Source organism: Streptomyces hoynatensis, from assembly GCF_003626535.1.
Classification (GTDB): domain Bacteria; phylum Actinomycetota; class Actinomycetes; order Streptomycetales; family Streptomycetaceae; genus Streptomyces; species Streptomyces hoynatensis.
In genome coordinates this window covers 1-18,156 of sequence record NZ_RBAL01000013.1, presented here as the reverse complement: position 1 = coordinate 18,156, position 18,156 = coordinate 1, and the positions used below count along the sequence as shown (strand labels likewise).

Below are 18,156 nucleotides of genomic sequence, written 5' to 3'. Positions count from 1 at the left end.
TCCCCGACTGTACGGTGTGGCATGTCGGCGCCAACAGATTGTGCCGGGCCTGCCCCGCCGTGCCGCGCCGGTTCGCCGCCGCCTCCCGCGGGGCCGGGGCGGCGGCGCTCAGGCGGGAGCGGCGACCAGCCGGCGGATGCTCATCGGCCGGGCGAGCACCTCCCGGAGCACCTGCTCCACGTGGCGGAAGTGCGCGGTGGCGAAGTGTTCCTCCAGGGCCCGCGGGCCCGTCCACTCCTCGACGATCACCATGCGGGCGCCGTCGTTGGGGTCGGCGTAGAGGCGGTAGGCGAGGCAGCCGGCCTCCTCCACGGAGGGCTCGATCATCGCCTCCAGGGCGGTGCGGAGCCGGTCCTCCCGGCCGGGGGCGGCGACGCATTCCGCGAGAACGGTGAGGGACATGGGTCTCCTTACGGTGCGGGACCGGGCGCCCGCGGTCGGGGGCAGGCGCATGCGGTCAGGGACGGGCACGTGCGGTCAGGGGCGGACGGGGCCGGTGCCCGCCCCTGAGGCGGTGAGGGCGGCGGCGATCTCCGCCAGGTCGGCCGCGGTCAGGCGCACCGAACCCGCCCCGATCCAGCCGTCGACCTGTCCCGGCCTGCGGGCGCCGACGATGGCGCCGGTGACGCCGGGCCAGGCCAGCACCCAGGCGAGGGCCACCTCGGCGAGGTTGGCGCCGTGCCGCTCGGCCACCGGGCGCAGGGCGTCCACCGCCTGGAGGCCGGCGGCCAGGCCCGTGGTGAAGTCCCGGTGCGAGGCGCGCCAGTCGTCCGCGGGCAGGCTCGCGGCCCGTTCGGCGGAGAAGGCGCCGGTGAGCAGCCCGGACTGCAGCGGCGAGTAGGCGATCACGCCGGTGCCGTGGGCGTGCGCCCAGGCGACCTCGGCGGCGGCGGAGCGGTTGAGCGCGGAGAACGGCGGCTGGATCGCGTCGACATGGGCGATCCGCTCGGCGGCAGCCAGCTGCTCGGGCGAGTGGTTGGACAGGCCGATCGCCCGGACCTTGCCCTCGGCCTTCAGCTCCGCCATGACCTGCCAGTACTCCTCAAGCGGCGTGGCGTTCGCGGAGACGGCGCCGCCGCCCTCGCCGACGTACTCAAGCGACTCGCCGGTGTCGGGCCAGTGCACCTGGTAGAGGTCGATGCGTTCGACGCCGAGCCGGCGCAGCGAGTCCTCGACCTCGCGGCGGACGCTGTCGGGGCGCATGATCCGGCGGGGCGCGGCCTGCGGCTCCCGCGGGTCCCAGACCAGCCCGACCTTGGTGAACAGGTAGGGGCGTTCGGCCTCGGGCAGGGCGGCGACGGCCTTGCCGACCAGCTCCTCGGCGTGGCCGAGGCCGTAGGCGGGGGCGGTGTCGATCCAGTTGACGCCCGAGTCGATCGCGTGCCGGATCGTGGCGATCGACTCGGTGTCGTCGGTGGGGCCCCAGCCGAAGCGCCAGCCGGAGCCGGACACCGCCCAGGAGCCGAACCCGAGGCGGGAGACGTTCATGCCGGTGCCACCGAGGGGACGGGTGGGCAGGAGAGGGGAGGACACAGCGGTTTCCTTCCGGGGATCTGACGGTGGGAGAGCCGAGGGGCGCGGTGGGCGCCCGGGCCGGAACCGTTCCGGCCCGGCTCACTCTGCTCGCCCGGCCGCCGCCCACCCAGTGGCGGCCGGTGCCTGGGCACGGCGAGACCAGGCTGCGGGGGCGACGCGGGCGGGGCCGGGCGGGGATACTCGCGGCATGTCCCTGGACAGACGCGCAGAACTGGGCGAATTCCTCCGCTCCCGCCGGGCCCGGCTGCGGCCGGAAGAGCTGGGGCTGGCCGACTACGGCGGGCGGCGGCGGGTCCCCGGCCTGCGCAGGGAGGAATTGGCGCGGCTGGCCGGGGTGAGCGTGGACCACTACGTGCGCCTGGAGCAGGGCCGCACCCTGCACTTCTCCGAGGCCGTGCTGGACGCCGTCGCCCGCGCGCTGCGCCTGGACGCCGTGGAGCGCGAGCACCTGTACCGGCTGGCGCGGCCCTGGCCGCAGGGCCGGCCGGAGCCGGGCCGCCCGGAGGGGGAAGAGCCGCAGCGGGTGCGGCCCGGGCTGCGCCGGCTGCTGGACTCGGCGGCCGACGTGCCGGCGTACGTCGTGGGCCGGAACACCGACGTCCTGGCCTGGAACCGGCTCGCTGCGGCGCTGATCACGGACTTCGGGGCGCTGCCGCCCCGGCAGCGGAACCTGGCCCGCCTGGTCTTCCTCGACGAGGGAACGCGCAGCCTGTACGCCGACTGGTGGGACAAGGCCCGCGACGTGGCCGCCTACCTCAGGCTCGACGCCGGACGCCACCCAGGCGACCCGCAGACGGCGCGGCTGCTGGAGGAACTCGACGCCGCCAGCCCGGAGTTCCGGGCGGCCTGGGCGGAGCACCGGCTCAAGGACAAGACCCACGGGCGCTACCGCTACCGGCATCCGGTGGTGGGCGAGCTCGACCTGGGCTTCGAGACGCTGCGGCTCCCCGACGACCCGGATCAGGCGCTGGTCGCGCACACGGTGGAGGAGGGCTCGCCCTCGGAGACGGCGCTGCGGCTCCTTTCGACCTGGGCCGAGAGCCTGCCGGTGAACTGAGGGCCCCGCCGCCTCCCGCGCCCCGGCGTGCACCCCCCGGGCGCGGAGGCGCCGGGCGCGGGGGCGCCGGGCGCGGGGGCGCCGGGCGCGGGGGCGCCGGGCGCGGGGGCGCGGGAGTCTCGCCGGGCGGCGGCCGGGCGCCGGCGCGCGGGAGCCGGGGCTCAGGGCAGGCGGCGGAACAGCAGGTCGTGGACCACGTGCCCCTTGGCGAGCCCCTGGCGTTCGAACCTGGTCGCCGGCCGTCCGGCGGCCCGCGCCGCGGCGAACCCGCCGCCGGGGACCGCGTTGCGCAGGGAGGGGCTCGCGGTGAGCACCTCCAGCATCCGCTCGGCGTAGGGCTCCCAGTCCGTCGCGCAGTGCAGCAGCGCCCCCGGCGCCATCCGGGAGGCGGCCAGCTCCACGAACTCCGGCTGGATGATGCGCCGTTTGTGGTGCCTGGACTTGGGCCACGGGTCGGGGAAGAACACCCGCACCCCGGCCAGCGCCGGTCCCGGCGCCAGCATCTCGCGCAGCAGCAGCACGGCGTCCCCGTTGGCCACCCGCACGTTGTCCAGGCCGCGCTCCTCGGCCAGGCGCAGCAGGTTGCCCTGGCCGGGGGTGTGCACGTCGGCGGCGAGGATGCCGGTGTCCGGGTCGGCCGCGGCCATCTCCGCGGTGGCCTCCCCCATGCCGAACCCGACCTCGAGCACGACGGGGCGGCCGGAGAACAGGGCCCGCAGGTCCAGGCGGCTCAGGCCGTCGATCTCGATGCCCCACCGCGGCCACAGCCGCTCCAGGGCCTGCCGCTGCGCCTGCGTGACGCGGCTGCGCCTGGGCTGGAAGCTGCGGATGCGCCGCTGGTGGCGGTCCCCGGCCGGATCGGGCTGCGGCCCGGCCCCGGGCGCGAACATCGTGGCCGCCCGCGGCTGAGGCACCGCGGGTGCCATGGCCCCGGCCGCGGGGCGGGGCTGAGCGGAGGGTTCGTCGCACACAATGCGTCCGATTTTACGGGTTTGGCGCGGCGCCGGGCCCGCCTTGGGGCAGCCCGGGAGGAACCGGGCGGCGTCCCGGCCACGTCGGAGGGGGTGACCGGATCGGGCGCGGGGGGGCGCGCGGCCCGGTGAACCGGGGGAAGCGCGCGGAGGTGCCATGTCGGAAGGGGAAGGCCGGATAGGGCTCGCGGTCGCGGTGGGGGTGATCCTGCTCGCCGTGCTGACGGTCTGGGTGGTGGTGTTCAGCCGCCAGGACGGGGCCGCCGACAGCGGGCAGGGGAGGAGACGACGGCGCCCGCCGTTCCCCTGGAGCTGGCGGAGGTGTGGCGGGCACGGGACGTGCCCGCCGCGGCGCAGGGCGATCGGGCGCTCGCCATCCGCCTGTGGCCGGGGGAGGACACGCTCACCCTGGTGTCCGCGGCGGGGGTCGTCGGCTACGGCACGGCCGACGGGGAGCCGCGGTGGGAGGCGGCCGCCCCGTCAGGGGCCGGGGCGCCCTGCGCGGCGGCGCCTGGGGAGAACTCCGCCGGTCTGGGCGCCGTGTTCTACACGGCGGGCGACGGGGGCTGCTCGGTGCTCGCCGTCCTGGACACCACGAACGGCGCCCTGCTGTGGTCCACGGACCTGGCGGTGCCCGGGCGGCCGCCCGCCGCGCCGGACGAGGTCGCGGTGACGGTGGGCGAGGCCGCCGTGACCGCGAACCTGGACCGGGCGGGCAGCCCCGCCGGCTTCCACCGCTTCGAGGCGGCAGGCGGCGCGGAACTGCCGCTTCCCGAGCCGCCGCGGGACGAGGCCGCGCCCTGCCCGGTGGAGCGGCGCACCGAGGCGATCAGGCACGCCGGCTCGCGGATCGTCGCGCTCAGCACCTGCGCGGGCGCGGTCCCCGAACTCGCCGCCTACGCGATGGACACCGGCGAACTGCAGTGGACGCACCCGGTGAGCGACCCCGTGTCCGCCTTCACGGGCATCCTGGCCGGAGACCCGGTCCTGCTGGCCCAGCGCGACACGAACGGCACGGGCGACACGGACGGCGCGGACGGCGCGGACGGCGCGGAGGGCGGGCCGGGCGCCGGCGCGGAGGGCGAGGAGCTGGTGGCGTACTCCGAGACCGGCGAGGAGCTGTGGCGGATGCCGCGGCCGGACGCGTTCCGGGTGGCGGGCGGCGTCCTGTGCGCCGGTTTCGCGGCGGACGCGGAGGAGCCGGGCGCCACGCAGGGGACCGGAGGCACGGAGGACACCGGGGACACCGGGGACGCCGGGGACACCGGGGACACCGAGGACGCCGAGGGCGGGATGCGGTTCGCGGGCTACGGCCTGGTCGACGGCGAACGCCGCTGGACCGCGGAACTGCCGGACGGCACGCGGCTGCTCGGGGTCGAGGGCGACGGGCGGCTGCTGATCGGCCACACCGCGGGCGACGCGTTCGCCCTGCGCCGGCTCGACCCGGCGGACGGCACCCTCACCCCGGCCTCGACCGTCCCGCTCGACGGGCACCGCGCCACCGACCGCCCGGTCGTCGCCTACGACGACGACCAGCTCTACGTGCTGACCGCCGTCGAGTCCGCGGACGCGCCCGGGGGCGAGGCGCTGCGCCTGCGCGCCTACGAGCGCTGAGCCGGGCGCCCGCGGGCGGCGTCCCGTGCCGCTGTCATGTGCGAGCTCATGCGGGAGCGGTCAGCACGGTGCGCGCCCGCTCCTGCAGCTCCTTGACCAGCGGCTCGTGCTCGTAGGGCGCCAGCCGGTGCAGCAGGTCGCGCACGTAGTCGGTGGTGCGCGCCGAGGAGATCCGGCCCGCGACCTCAAGCGCGCGCGAACCCACCGCGCAGGCGGCGTCCAGGTTGCCCGACTCCAGCTCGGCGACGGCCGCCACCACCAGCCGCAGGCCGTGCGAGCGGACGAACTCCTCGGTCGGCTCCGACAGGGCCTGCTCGGTGAAACGCCGCACCTGGCCGGGCACCTTGAGGTCGATGTAGCACTCGGCGGCGTCGGCGGCGAGCCTGTCGTGCGCGTAGAAGTCGAGCCAGCCGGGGTCGTCGTCGCCCTCCCTGGCGCGTTCGAGCCAGCTCTCGGCGGCGGCGAGGGCGTGACCGCAGCCCGCGGCGTCGCCCGCCTTCGCCAGCGCGCGGGCCTCGACGAGGTGGAAGAAGCTCCTGGTGCGGGCGGTGGCCCACTGGCGGTTGCGCTCCAGGGCGGCCTGGGCGAGGTCGACGCCCTCCTCGGCGAAGCCGCGGTAGGTCGCCTGCAGCGACATCGACGCCAGCACGTAGCCGCCGAGCGGCACGTCGGCGGCGGCCCTGGCCAGCCTGAGGGCCTGGATGTAGTAGCGCTGGGCGGCCTCCTGCTGGCCGGTGTCGAAGGCCATCCAGCCCGCGAGCCTGGTCAGTTCGGCCGTGGCGCGGAAGAGGGAGCGCCCGACCTCGTCGCTGTAGCTGCCGAGCAGCAGCGGCGCGGCGTCGGTGCGCAGGCACTCGGGAACCATGGAGGAACGCCAGTCCCCGCCGCCGTACTTGGAGTCCCAGCGCCTGGCCTCCTCGGCGGCCTCCCGCAGCTTGGAGACGTCGGAGTGGCCCACCCGGCCGCCTGCCCCCTCCTGGGGGGCCGGGGCCTCGCGGGCGACGGAGGCGTCGACCTGGCTTATCAGCCAGCGCGAGACGGGGCCGGCGTAGGCGCTCACCGCGAAGGAGCCGGCGAGCGATTGCCAGATGCCCTTGCCCGGGGTGACGTCGAGCCGGTAGAGGGCGGTGGCCGAGTCCACGGCGCCCGGCACGTCCCTGGGGAAGGCGAGGCCGATCTCGGGGGCCGGATCGGTGTCGGCCAGGCCGATCTCGTGGAGCGGAACCGGGCGGCCGAGCTTGCCGCTGATCGCCGCGGCGATGAGATGGGGCGCCGAACCCTGCGGCACCATGCCCTTCGTCACCCAGCGGGCGACGGAGGTCTTGTCATATCTCAGCGTCAATCCCCGCTGCGCCCCCAGGTCGTTGACCCGACGGGCGAGACCGGCGTTACTGATTCCCGCAAGGGCGAGAACTGCACCTAGCTTCTCGTTCGGCCCGCGTGGCTCCCTGGACATGTGCGCACCCCTGACACACCAACGGCAGCCCCGCGACCAGCACGAGGCGTTTCCGTACCTCCGCCAACCCAGCGTAGTTCGGCGCCTGCTGACCGTTAAGGGGGTGTGCTCCGGATGGCGCGTTTGTTGCCGTACAGGTGTGCGAACGCTGCCCCGTCCGCCGTCTCTTTGCCGATTGTGCTCCGGGCATGTGGCCGTGCGCCCGGCCGTGCGCTCTGCCGGCGCGCGGGGTGGAGCGCTTCGATGGAAACCGCGTGGGTCGGCCCGCTGCCCTTGACGGAATCGGCGGGCCGGGGGAAGCCGCCATCTCATTCCCCGCGGATGGCGGCCTGGTCCGGGAGGCGACCAGCGCCTCCCGGACCACAACTCTCCTGCCCCGGCGGAGGCGGCGTCATGAGCCGTTCTCCGGCCAGACTTTGGCCGAAAACAGCCGGTTTTCCGCGAAACGCATCAGGCGTCACTCCGGGAACCGGCCGGGTACGTGCGGTAGTTCGCCACGCCACGCGAACTACCTCCCAGGTATGCCACGTTCACGTCAGTCGCATGGCAGCATGGGCCTCGGCACACCTACGCGACGGGCCCACCCGGACGAGGCCCGAGGCTCATTCTTCAGCGGGGGAGGCGGCGATGCGGTGGTTGGTCGGCTGGTCGGGGGCCTCTGCCAGCGCTGCCAGGGACATCCAGCCGCTCGGCGCCCAGCTGCTGTGGGAGGGGCCCGACCCCCTGTGGGCCGTCGGCGACTGGCGCCCGGACGAGATCCGCCTCGTCTACGCCGAGGGCGACACCCACCTCGCCGTCTTCGGCTACTGCGGCGCCGACGACGCCACCCTGCGCCGCTCCCTCGTCTCGGCGCGCGCCGGCGCGCTGCGCCAGCTCACCACCTGGCCCGGCAGCTACACCGCGGTCGCCCGCTTCGGCCGCCGCACCGTGATCCCCGCCGACCTGGCCGGCACCCGGCCCGTCTTCCACGCCGACTGGGCGGGGGGCACCGCCTACGCCACCGCCGCCCTGCCGCTGGCCGACCTCACCGAGGCCCAGCTCGACGTCCCGCACCTGGCCGCCCTGCTCGCCTGCCCCGAGGCCCCCGAGGCCGTCGGCCAGGGCACCCCCTACCGCGGCGTCCACCGCGTCCCGCCAGGACACGCGCTGATGCTGCGCGAGGGCGGCAGCCGCGACCTCGTCGACTACGAGCCCGCCACCCCCACGGTCGTCGCCGCGCCCCCCGTGGAGCGCGAGGCCGCCATCGCCGGCGTGCGCGACGCGCTCGTCGAGGCCGTGCGCACCCGGCTCGCGGCCCCGCGGCACGCGCCGGCGCGCGACGCGGGCCCGGTCCCCGGCATGGGCCCGGAGGCCAGGCGCGCCGCCCGGCGCGGCCCGGAACCGGCCCCCGGCGTCGGCGCCGACCTCTCGGGCGGCAGCGCCTCGGCCACCCTCGCGCTGCTCGCCGCCGGCCTGCCGGGCATGCCGGGCACCGTCTTCGGCACCGGCGCCACCCAGGCGGGCGAGCGGCTGCTCGCCGTCACCTTCAACGACCTGACCGCCACCGGCACCCCGAGCGCCGTCGCCCGCGCCGCCGAGCTCGAACGGGCCCGCGCCATCGCCGAGAACCCCCGCCTGCACCACGTGGTGGTCGCGGCGGGGGAGGAGGCGCTGCCCTACGCGGGCCTCGACAACGGGCCGCTCACCGACGAGCCGGGGCCCTCCCTGGTGAGCGCCGCGCGCCACCGCCACCGCCTCGCCGCCGGCAGCGCCGACCACCTCATCGGCCAGGGCGCACGCCAGGTGATGGACGCCCACCCGGCGCGGCTCGCCGACCTGCTGCTCGACCGGCGCCGCCGCCACCTGCTGCGCCCGGTCACCGCGCTGGCCAGGGCAAGCGGGGGCGGCAGCCGTTCCATGCTGGTGCCGTTCACCGTCTACCGCGCCGCCCGCCGCCTGGCCCGTACCCCCTACCCCGAGGGCCTGTCCCACGCGGCCGTCCTGCTGCGGCAGCCGATCGACGCTTTCGGCGAGGAGCCGCACGAGGACGGCGCGCTGGGCGCCTCGCTCGCCGCGCTGGCCTGGTGCCGCCCGGGCCCGGCCGCCCGCTGGCTGACCGGCGAGGCCCTGGCCGAAGTATCGATTCGGCTTGAGGCGGTGGCCGCGCGCCCGCGCGCCGCCTCGGCCGGCGGGCGCCCCGGCGCGCTCCGGGCGCGCGCCGCCCTGGCCAGGCACGCGGCCGACCACCGCGTCTTCGAACAGGCCGCGGAGGTACGCCATCAGCGCCTGCACGCCCCCTTCTACGACAACCAGGTGGTACGCGCCTGCCAGGTGCTGCCCGAGACCCTCCGCGTCCAACCCGGGGCGCGCGCCGACGTGTTGCGCGCCGTCTTGGAGGGCGCGGGCGTGCGGAGCCTGCCCCCCGGCTGGGGCGCCACCACATACGCCACGCACGGCGAGGCGGTCCGCACCGGCCTGCGCCGCCACATCGGCGAGCTGGTCGACCTCTTCGACGCCCCGCTGCTCGCGGACGCGGGCCTGATCGAGGCCCGCGTGGTGCGCAAGGCGCTGCGCGCCGCCTCGGAGGGCGCACTCCTCCCGCTGGACGGGCTGGCCGAGCTGGTCTCCACGGAGGTGTGGCTGCGGCGCCTGCTGACCCGCCGCGGCTCCTGCTGGACGGCCGAGGGCCACCACGACCCGCGCGCCGTCACCAGCGGCGTCAGCCCCTGACCGCCCGGCCCCACCTCCTCCGGCCCCGCACCGCACCGCCCCGGCGCACCCCGGCGCACCGTGATCCACCCGTTTCCCCCCGCACCACCCCCCGCTGACCCGCCCCGCCGCGCCCTCTTCCGGCCCGCGCCCGTCTTCCGGCCCGCGCCCGTCTCCCGGCCCGCGCCCGTCTCCCGGGCGGCCACGATCCGGCTCGCTCCGCCTTCCCCCGCCCACGGCCGCCGCTTCACGCGCCCGCAACCCGCCTCCCGGGCCGCCTCGTTCCGCCTCTCGCGCCGCTCCCCCGGCCCGCTCCCCCCGGCCCGCTCCCCCGCGCCGCCCGCGCGCGGCGGCGTGGCCCGGGGCGGGGCGGCGCCGGGGAAGGGGGCGGCGGGCGGGGGGAACCGGCGGGCGCGGGTGGCGACAATGGGGGAGTGCGGTATCTGATTCTCGGCGGGACCGAGGCGCGGGACGCCGAGGGGCGCCCCGTGGCGCTCGGCGGGGCGCGCCTGCGCGCCCTCCTCGCCGCGCTGGCGCTGCGCGCCGACCGCGCGACGTTCGTGCCCGCCGAGCGGCTGATCGACGAGATCTGGGCCGAGGAGCCGCCGGGCGACGCCCGCGCCGCCCTCCAGGCGCTCGTCGGCCGCCTGCGCCGCGCCCTCGGCCACGGCCGCGTCCTCTCCGGGCCCGGCGGCTACCGGCTGCGCGTCGCCGCCCCCGAGGAGGAGGTCGACCTCTTCCGCTTCCGCCGCCTCGCCGCGGCCGGGGAGCGCGCCGCCGCCGCGGGCGACCACGCCGCCGCGGCCGCGCACCTGCGCGCCGCCCTCGCCCTGTGGCGTGGCCCGGCCCTCGCCGACCTGCCGGGCCGCGGGCGGGCCGCCGCGCGCCCCGAGGCGGAACGGTTCGCCGCGCTGCGCCACCGCCTCGCCGCCGACCTCGCCCGCGGCCCCGCCGAGGCCCTGCTGCCCGAACTCGCCGAACTGGCCGCCGCCCACCCGCTCGACGAGCCGATACGCGCGCTCCACCTCCGCGCCCTGCGCGCCGCGGGGCGCCCCGCCGAGGCCCTCGCCGCCTACGCGGCGGCCAGGCACACGCTCGCCGAACGGCTCGGCACCGAGCCCGGCCGCGAACTGCGCGCCCTGCACGCCGAGTTGCTCGCCGCCCCGGCGGAGCAGGAGCCGCCCCCGGGGCGGGTCGGCAACCTCCGCCCCCGGCTGACCAGCTTCGTCGGCCGCGCCCGCGAACTCGCCGCGCTGCGCGCCGACCTCGGCCAGGCCCGGCTGATCACCCTCACCGGCCCGGGCGGCTCGGGCAAGACCCGCCTCGCCGAGCACGCCGCCGCGGCGGCCGCCGCCGCGTACCCCGACGGCGTCTGGCTCGCCGAACTCGCCCCCCTCGACCACCCGGCGGCCGTGCCCGGCGCGGTGCTCGCCGCCCTCGGCCGCCGCGACACCACCGTGCTCACCGGCGCCCAGGACCACTCCGGGCTGACCGGCAGGCTCCTCGACCACTGCTCGGGGCGGCGGCTGCTGCTCCTCCTCGACAACTGCGAACACCTCGTCGCGGCCGCCGCCACCCTCGCCGAGACGCTGCTCACCCACTGCCCCCGGCTGACCGTCCTGGCCACGAGCCGCGAACCGCTCGGCGTCCCGGGGGAACTCGTGCGCCCCGTCGAGCCCTTGCCGCCCGGACCCGCCCACCGGCTCTTCGCCGAACGCGGCACCGCGGCCCGCCGCGACTTCGACCCGGCCCTCGACGCGCCCGCCGTCGCCGAGATCTGCCGCCGCCTCGACGGGCTGCCGCTCGCCATCGAACTGGCCGCGGCCAGGCTGCGCTCCCTCACCCCGCGGCAGATCGCCGACCGGCTCGACGACCGCTTCCGCCTGCTGACCAGCGGCAGCAGGACGGTGCTCCCCCGGCAGCAGACCCTGCGGGCGGTCGTCGACTGGTCCTGGGACCTCCTCTCCCCGCCCGAGCGGACCGTGCTGCGCCGCCTCTCCGTCTTCCAGGGCGGCTGCACCCTGGGCGCGGCGGAACGGGTCTGCGCCGACGGCGAGTCGGTCCGCCGCGAGGACGTCCTCGGCCTGCTCGCCGCCCTCGTCGACAAGTCCCTCCTGGTCGCCGTCCAGCCGACCCCGGGCCCCAGCCCGGGCCCGCCGCACCCCGGCGCCGGGTCGCCCGAGGCGCACCGGGCCCAAGAGGCGCACGGGCCGGCGGAGGCGAACGGGCGGGAGGCGAACGGCGCGAACGGCGCGCGCGGCGAAAGTCGCGCGCCGGGCGCGCACCACCGGTCAACCACCCGGGAAACCCGCCCCGCGGCACCCGGCAGGCCCCCCGCGGCCCCGGCCGTGCGCCCCGGCGCGCCCCCCTCCGGACCCGGCGACGCGGTGGCACTCGAAGAGGCGCGCGAAGAGTTCCGGCCAGCACCCGGCACGGAGGGCGGCCCCGGGGCCGGCGCGGGGGCCGATTCCGGGGCCGATTCGGGGGTCCGCTACCGCATGCTGGAGACCATCCACGAGTACGCCGCCGCGCGCGCCGCCGCCGAGGCGGCCGAACTCGCGGCCACCCGCCGCCGGCACACGGAGCAGATCCTCGCCTTCCTCGACCACGCGGCCCCCCGGCTGCGCACCGCGGGGCAACTGCGCTGGTTCGCCCGCATCGAGGCGGACCTCGACAACATCAGGGCCGCCCTGCGCCGCTCCCTGGACGAGGCCGACCTGGACACCGCGAGCCGCCTCATCCTCTCCCTGGGCTGGTTCTGGTTCCTGCGCAACCACCGCGAGGAGGCGGTGAGCTGGATCGAAGGCGCCCTCGCCCTCGACCCGGAGGCCGCCCTCGACCACGCGCCCTTCGGCGAGCACGACCCCTCGCCCACCGGCCCCGCCTACCTGCGCCGGCTCGAACTGCGCCTGCTCGCCTACTTCCTGCGCCAGGAGACCGGCCGGGAGGAGCGGGAGCCGAGCCTCGGCCCGCTCACCAGCTACGCCCGCCGCGTCACCGCCGCCTTCGGCCGCTCCCCGGTGCCGCAGAGCGTCCGCTTCCCCGGCCTGCTGTGGCCGTTCACCGCGCTGATCAGCGGCGGCTACCCGGCCGGGCTGCGGGAGATGGACCGCGCCGTCGCCCGCTGCCGCGAACTCGGCGGCCCCTGGGAGCTGGCCGTCCTCCTGCTCTTCCGCACCCACCTGCGCTTCGACGTGCCGGGCGCCGCCGCGGCCGCCGGCACCGTCGAGGACGCCGCGGCCGACCTCCCCGAGCTGGAACGGCTGGCGCGGCACGTCGGCGACCGCTGGCTCAGCTGCGAGGTGCACGGCGTCCGGGCCGCCACCGAGATCGCCCGCGGCGACTTCGACGTCGCCAGGAGGGAGTTCGAGGAGGCCATCCGGGTCGCCGAGGAGATCGGCGCCGACGCGGAGGTGCCCTTCTTCACCGTGCGCATGGCCGAGGTGGCCTTCTACGCCGACGACCTCGACCGGGCCGAGAAGCTGCTGGAACGGGCGCTCGGCGACGCGGAACGCCTCGGCAGCCAGGACGTGCTGAGCATCGCCCACCTCACCGGCGCCGCCATCGCCCTGGACCGCGGCGCCCTCGCCAGGGCCCGCGCCCTGCGGGCCCTGGCCCTGCGGCACGCCAAGCGGGCCACCCCGCCGCCGACCCTCGAGGTCGCCTGCGGCGCCCTCACCGCCCGGCTGCTCGCCGCCGAGGACGGCGACCCGCGGCAGGCCGTGACCGAGGCCCGCGACGCCCTGCACGCCGCCCTGACCACCGGCTGCTCCGCCGCCCTGATCTCCTCCGTCACGCTCGCCGCCGCCACCGCCGCCCGGCACGCGGGAAGGAAGGAGGAGGCCGCGCGCCTGCTCGGCGCCGCCCTCGCCCCGCGGAGCGCCGCCTCGCTGACGGCCCCGGAGCGGCGCGAGATCGCCACGCTGCGCCGGGACACGGCCGATGCCCCCGCCGCCGCGGCCCGGTCGCTCGACCCCGAGGGCGGGCTCGCGCTCCTCGACTCGCTGCTCGACGCGCTCCCGCCCGCAGGCCCCGCCCGCCAGGAGCGCACCCCGCGAGCACGCCCCTGAGGAACCGCACCGCGGCCCGGCCGGGCAACGCCCCACCGCCCCCACGGCCGCGGAGGACCACGGAAGGCGCTCAGCACCTTTCCGAACGCAACCCCTGGAGCAGAATCTGCAGCAGGCGCCCGCCGACCGCCGTCTGCCGCGCCGGATCGTCGATCCGCGGCGGCGTCGTCGCTATCACCAGCATCAGGTCCGCCACCGTCACGTCCGGGCGCAACTGTCCCGCCGCCCGCGTCCGTTCCACCAGCTGCCCGACCGCGGACAGCAGCTCGCGCGCACCCCCGCCGGCCGCCTCCCCGGCACCGGCACCCTCGGCCCCCGCCTCCCCCTCGGCGGCCTCGCTGTTTCCCGCCGCACTCTCCGCCGCACACCCCGCCGGGCGCTCCGAAGCCCCGCCCCCGGCCGCACCCGCCGGCTCCTGCGGCCCCCCGCCCGCACCCGCCGGCCCGGCCGATCCCGCCCCGGCCCCGGACTCCGCCTCGCCGCCCCCGCCCGGCGCCGCCCCCCGCTGCCGCGGCACCCGCTCCTGCGCCCCGGCGGAGGCACTCGCCACCAGCAGCTCCGGCGGCAGCAACCGCCCCGCGCCACCCGCCGCGGAACGCTGCACGAAATCCTCCAGCGCCCCCCACGGCTCCTCGTCGAGGGCCAGCGCCTCCCGCGCCCTCGCCGTCAGCCGCTGCGTCTCCTCCTCCGCTATGTACCGCACCAGCGCCTCCTTGTTCGGAAAGCGGCGGTACACCGTCCCGACGCCGACCCGCGCCCGGCGCGCCACCTCCTCCATCGGGGCCCCGTACCCCTGCTCCCCGAACACGTCGCGCGCCGCGCTCAGCACGTGCCGCAGATTGCGCTGCGCGTCCACCCGCAAAGACGTCGCCTTTCCCACCGCATTTCCACCCACGGCACACCGCCCCTTCGGCAGGGCGGCCTCCCGATGACCCGCTGCTTTCCGCGGACTTCCTGACCCCTGAATACGCATACTACTTTTCCCCCGTGCCCCGAACCGTTTCCCGAAAGACCGCCCCACCCGTCAGCCGGAGGAGCGGCGGTACCGCCCGTGGTCGCGAGTACGAACATAGTTGAGCCCTCTGACAGTGAGAAGGCGTGACCGCCCGGCCCCACCCCGCGGGACGCGCGCCGGACCACCCGGCGGCACCGGGAACGAACGGCCGCGCACCCCGCCCGCCTCGCGCCCCCGAACGGAGCAGCGACCGCTGCCGACCTGTGGACAAATCCGCGCCCGCGGGTGCCTCATGGACGGGTGACGAAGCAACCCGAGCACATCGTGGTGATCGGCGGCGGCTATGTCGGTCTCTACACGGCGCATCGCCTCCAGCGTCGACTCAGGCGCGAGCTCAAGCGCGGCGACGTCCGGATCACGGTGATCAGCCCCGAGCCGTACATGACCTACCAGCCCTTTCTGCCCGAGGCCGCCGCCGGGTCCCTCTCGCCCCGGCACGTCGTCGTCCCGCTCCGCCGCGTGCTCGCCCGCTGCCACTTCGTCCCCGGCGAGGCCACCTCCGTCGACACCGAACGCCGCATCGTCACCGTGCGCACCCTCGCCGGCGCCGAGTCCGGCGCGGAACTCACCGAGATCGCATACGACGAACTGGTGCTCGCCCCCGGTTCCGTCTCCCGCACCCTTCCCGTGCCGGGACTCGCCGAGCACGGCATCGGTTTCAAGACCGTCGAGGAGGCCATCGGCCTGCGCAACCACGTGCTGGAACAGCTCGACATCGCCTCCTCCACCCGCGACACGGAGGTCCGCGACGCCGCCCTGACCTTCGTTTTCGTCGGCGGCGGCTACGCGGGCGTCGAGGCGCTGGCCGAACTGGAGGACATGGCGCGTTTCGCCTGCCGCTACTACCACAACATCCGCCCGGAAGAGCAGAAGTGGATTCTGGTCGAGGCGACCGACCGGATTCTCCCCGAGGTGGGCGAGCGCATGGGTACGTACGTGGTGCGCGAGTTGCGCGGACGCAACATAGACGTGCGCCTGAACACCCGCCTCGAATCCTGCGCCGGCCGCACCGCCGTGCTCGGCGACGGCTCCCGCTACCCCACCCGCACCCTGGTCTGGACCGCCGGCGTCAAGCCGAACCCCGTCCTCGCCTCCTGCGGCGTCCCCCTCGACGCCCGCGGCCGGGTCCGCTGCACCCCCGGCCTGCGCGTCGAGGGCGTCCCGCACGTGTGGTCCGCGGGCGACGCCGCCGCGGTGCCCGACCTCACCGCACAGCGGGACGAGGCGACCGGCGCGTGGCCGCCGTGCGCCCCCCAGGCGCAGCACGCCCTGCGCCAGGCCCGCCGCCTCGCGGACAACCTCGTCGCCGCGCGGCGCGGCAGGCCGCTGACCGACTACCGCCACCGGTCCGCCGGCTCCGTCGCCTCCCTCGGCCTGCACAAGGGAGTCGCCCGCATCTACGGCCGCCGCCTGCGCGGTTACCCCGCGTGGCTGGCCCACCGTGTGTACCACCTCTCACGCGTCCCCACTTTCAACCGAAAGGCCCGGGTTCTCGCCGAATGGGCACTTGCGGGACTGTTCAAACGTGAGATCGTCTCACTCGGCTCCCTGGAACACCCGCGGGCCGAGTTCGAGCTCGCGGCCGGCGCCGGAGGGCAACCGGAAGCCAGGTGAGCCGGGTCCCCATGTGACCATGGGTGGACCGGCGTTCGGCGAAGAGTGGAGAAAGAGCACGACAGGACCCGCCCGAAACCCGCGCGAAACCTGCGCGACCCACCCACACCCCCCACACCTTGCGAACCGCGCGGGATGGGCGTAGACCACGAAGACCCCGTACACCACGCGACACGAATCGGATCGGAACGCTGTGAATTTGACGCGCTGGGGTATCCGGCTGCCCGGAGCGCAGCGGCGCCACGCCGCCACCGGAGCCGAGTCCGGCGGCGTGCCGGCGGCCCGCGGCGAATACCGGGAGCGGGCACCGAGCCCGGCACCCACCCGCGGAGTGGAACCCCTCGCCGTGCACGAGCTGCTCGGCCAGGTGCCCGCGCCCGTCGCCGTCGTCCACGGCCCCGATCACCGCGTGGCCTACGTCAACGACGCCTACGCCGCGCTCTTCGGCGAACGCGCCCCGGGCGCCCCCGCCCGCGAGGCCCTCACCGAGCTCGTCGAGCTCGGCCTGCTCCCGCTGATGGACCAGGTGCAGCGCAGCGGCACCCCCCGCACCCTCAAGTCCCGCAGCGTGCCCGGCCGCCCCCGTGAGAGCTACTTCACGTTCACCTGCACTCCCGTCGAACTCGCCGTGCCGGAACGTCGCACCCCGGCCCGCGGCGTCCTCGTCTTCGCCTCCGACGTCACCGACCAGGTCGTCTCGGCCGAGCGGCTGCGCGAGAGCGAGAGCAAGCAGCGCGCCGCCGCCGTGACCCTCCAGCGCACCCTGCTCCCCCAGGAGCTCGAACAGCCGGACGACCTGCGCGTCGCCGCCACCTACCAGCCGGGCGGCACCGACGCGGCCGTCGGCGGCGACTGGTACGACGTGATCACCCTCGGCGCCGGCCGCACCGCCGTCGTCATCGGCGACGTCATGGGCCGCGGCGTGCTGGCCGCCGCCGTCATGGGGCAACTGCGCACCGCGGTCCGCGCCTACGCCAGGCTCGACCTCCCGCCCCACGAGGTGCTCCAGCTCCTGGACGGCCTCGCCTCCGACATCGACCCCGGCCAGATCGCCACCTGCCTCTACGCCGTATACGACCCCAACGAGGGCACCCTCACCTACGCCTCCGCCGGGCACCTGCCCGTCCTCATCAGGGAGCGGGACGGCTCGGTGCGCCGGGTCGGCGAGCCCACCGGCCCGCCGCTGGGCACCGGCGGCTGGGTCCACGCCTCGGGCGTCGTCCCCTTCGGCCAGGGTGCCAGCGCCGTCCTCTACACCGACGGCCTCGTCGAACGCCGCGACGCCGACATCGACGAGGGGCTCGACGCGCTCGAACGCGCCCTGGCCGGCGCGGGGGACAGCCCGCAGATCATCTGCGGCCGGCTGCTGCGCGCGCTCGGCATCACCGAGGAGCACGACGACGACGTCGCGATCCTCGTCCTCTCCTGCCCGGAGCGGCACGGCGAGGAGGCCGACCTGTTCCGCGGCGCGGCCCTCGACCTGCTCGGCGGCGTCGAAGCCGCCCCACGCGCCCGCGCCTTCGCCGACGGGGTGCTCGCCAGCTGGCGCTTCCCCGAGGAACTGCGCGAACTCGGCGTCCTCGCCGCGAGCGAACTGGTCGCCAACTCGCTCAAGCACGGCCGCGCCCCGCTGGGCCTGCGGCTGCGCAGGACCGACCGGCGGCTGATCGTCGAGGTCACGGACGGGGACGAGCATCTGCCGCGCCGCCAGCAGGCCGAGCCGGCCGACGAGGCGGGCCGCGGGATCGCGGTGGTGGCCACCATCGCGGCCGAGTGGGGGGCCCGCAGACTCCCCGAGGGCGGCAAGGCGGTCTGGGCGGAGTTCGCCCTCCCCGTCTCAAGTTGACGCCGCACAGGCGAACGCGTAACGTTGCCCAAGCGCTCGGAAAGGGCGCAATCCACTGTAAGGCTGATCGGCCCGTGAGGGTCTGTTTTGGTGTGTCCGGAACAGGTGCTGCGGGAGCTGGATTTGGTTTCCGGCGGGGATTGGTTCTAAAGTAGTGGGCATACCGAACGAAGCCCGGTGAGGGTCCGTTCCTTGAGAACTCAACAGCGTGTCTATTCTCGTCAATGCCAGTTTATTGATTGAGTAGTTCATTTTTAGCGAGGATTCTCGCGTGAAGCATTCACGGAGA

At 76.4% G+C, this 18,156-nt stretch carries 11 protein-coding genes; 6 read left to right on the top strand and 5 right to left on the bottom strand.

The genetic code is table 11. The features are described 5' to 3' along the window. Window positions 1-108: 108 nt before the first annotated feature. Together D7294_RS20815 and D7294_RS20810 are read right to left on the bottom strand one after the other, a co-directional pair. Window positions 109-402, bottom strand: coding sequence for a putative quinol monooxygenase (locus tag D7294_RS20815; protein ID WP_120682029.1), 294 nt, complete (start codon window positions 400-402; stop codon window positions 109-111). A 75-nt stretch (window positions 403-477) separates the two neighbouring features. Then, window positions 478-1,533, bottom strand: a complete 1,056-nt coding sequence (locus D7294_RS20810) for an aldo/keto reductase (protein WP_206619533.1) — start codon at window positions 1,531-1,533, stop codon at window positions 478-480. Window positions 1,534-1,723: 190 nt separating this feature from the next. Here D7294_RS20810 and D7294_RS20805 point away from each other — a divergent pair, with 190 nt between their 5' ends. After that, window positions 1,724-2,593 (top strand): helix-turn-helix transcriptional regulator, encoded by an 870-nt coding sequence (locus D7294_RS20805; RefSeq protein ID WP_120682027.1) that lies wholly within the window; start codon window positions 1,724-1,726, stop codon window positions 2,591-2,593. 161 nt (window positions 2,594-2,754) lie between these two features. Here the strand turns inward: D7294_RS20805 and trmB are convergent, their stop codons facing one another. Continuing rightward, window positions 2,755-3,519: a tRNA (guanosine(46)-N7)-methyltransferase TrmB gene (trmB, locus tag D7294_RS20800; RefSeq protein ID WP_241562531.1), complete on the bottom strand. Its 765-nt coding sequence runs from the start codon at window positions 3,517-3,519 to the stop codon at window positions 2,755-2,757. A 366-nt stretch (window positions 3,520-3,885) separates the two neighbouring features. On the opposite strand from trmB, the gene D7294_RS20795 reads away from it, so the two are divergent. Then, the gene (locus D7294_RS20795) at window positions 3,886-5,178 is read left to right on the top strand and encodes an outer membrane protein assembly factor BamB family protein (protein WP_120682023.1); all 1,293 of its coding nucleotides are present in this window, start codon (window positions 3,886-3,888) and stop codon (window positions 5,176-5,178) included. 46 nt (window positions 5,179-5,224) lie between these two features. Here D7294_RS20795 and D7294_RS20790 read toward each other — a convergent pair whose 3' ends face one another. After that, window positions 5,225-6,634: an NsdA family TPR-like regulatory protein gene (locus D7294_RS20790; RefSeq protein WP_120682021.1), complete on the bottom strand. Its 1,410-nt coding sequence runs from the start codon at window positions 6,632-6,634 to the stop codon at window positions 5,225-5,227. 627 nt (window positions 6,635-7,261) lie between these two features. Here D7294_RS20790 and D7294_RS20785 point away from each other — a divergent pair. Together D7294_RS20785 and D7294_RS33330 are read left to right on the top strand one after the other, a co-directional pair. Further along, entirely contained in the window at window positions 7,262-9,343 is a 2,082-nt protein-coding gene (locus D7294_RS20785; protein ID WP_120682019.1) for an asparagine synthase-related protein, read from the top strand. 413 nt (window positions 9,344-9,756) lie between these two features. Next, entirely contained in the window at window positions 9,757-13,392 is a 3,636-nt protein-coding gene (locus tag D7294_RS33330; protein ID WP_241562525.1) for an ATP-binding protein, read from the top strand. Window positions 13,393-13,462: 70 nt separating this feature from the next. On the opposite strand, the gene D7294_RS20770 is transcribed toward D7294_RS33330, so the two are convergent. Then, window positions 13,463-14,365, bottom strand: coding sequence for a TetR/AcrR family transcriptional regulator (locus D7294_RS20770; protein WP_120682017.1), 903 nt, complete (start codon window positions 14,363-14,365; stop codon window positions 13,463-13,465). Window positions 14,366-14,647: 282 nt separating this feature from the next. On the opposite strand from D7294_RS20770, the gene D7294_RS20765 reads away from it, so the two are divergent. Both D7294_RS20765 and D7294_RS20760 read left to right on the top strand, forming a co-directional pair. Next, on the top strand, window positions 14,648-16,021 hold the full coding sequence (locus tag D7294_RS20765; protein WP_120682015.1) for an NAD(P)/FAD-dependent oxidoreductase: 1,374 nt from the start codon (window positions 14,648-14,650) through the stop codon (window positions 16,019-16,021). A gap of 193 nt (window positions 16,022-16,214) precedes the next feature. Then, window positions 16,215-17,867: an ATP-binding SpoIIE family protein phosphatase gene (locus D7294_RS20760; RefSeq protein ID WP_120682013.1), complete on the top strand. Its 1,653-nt coding sequence runs from the start codon at window positions 16,215-16,217 to the stop codon at window positions 17,865-17,867. Window positions 17,868-18,156 lie beyond the last annotated feature (289 nt).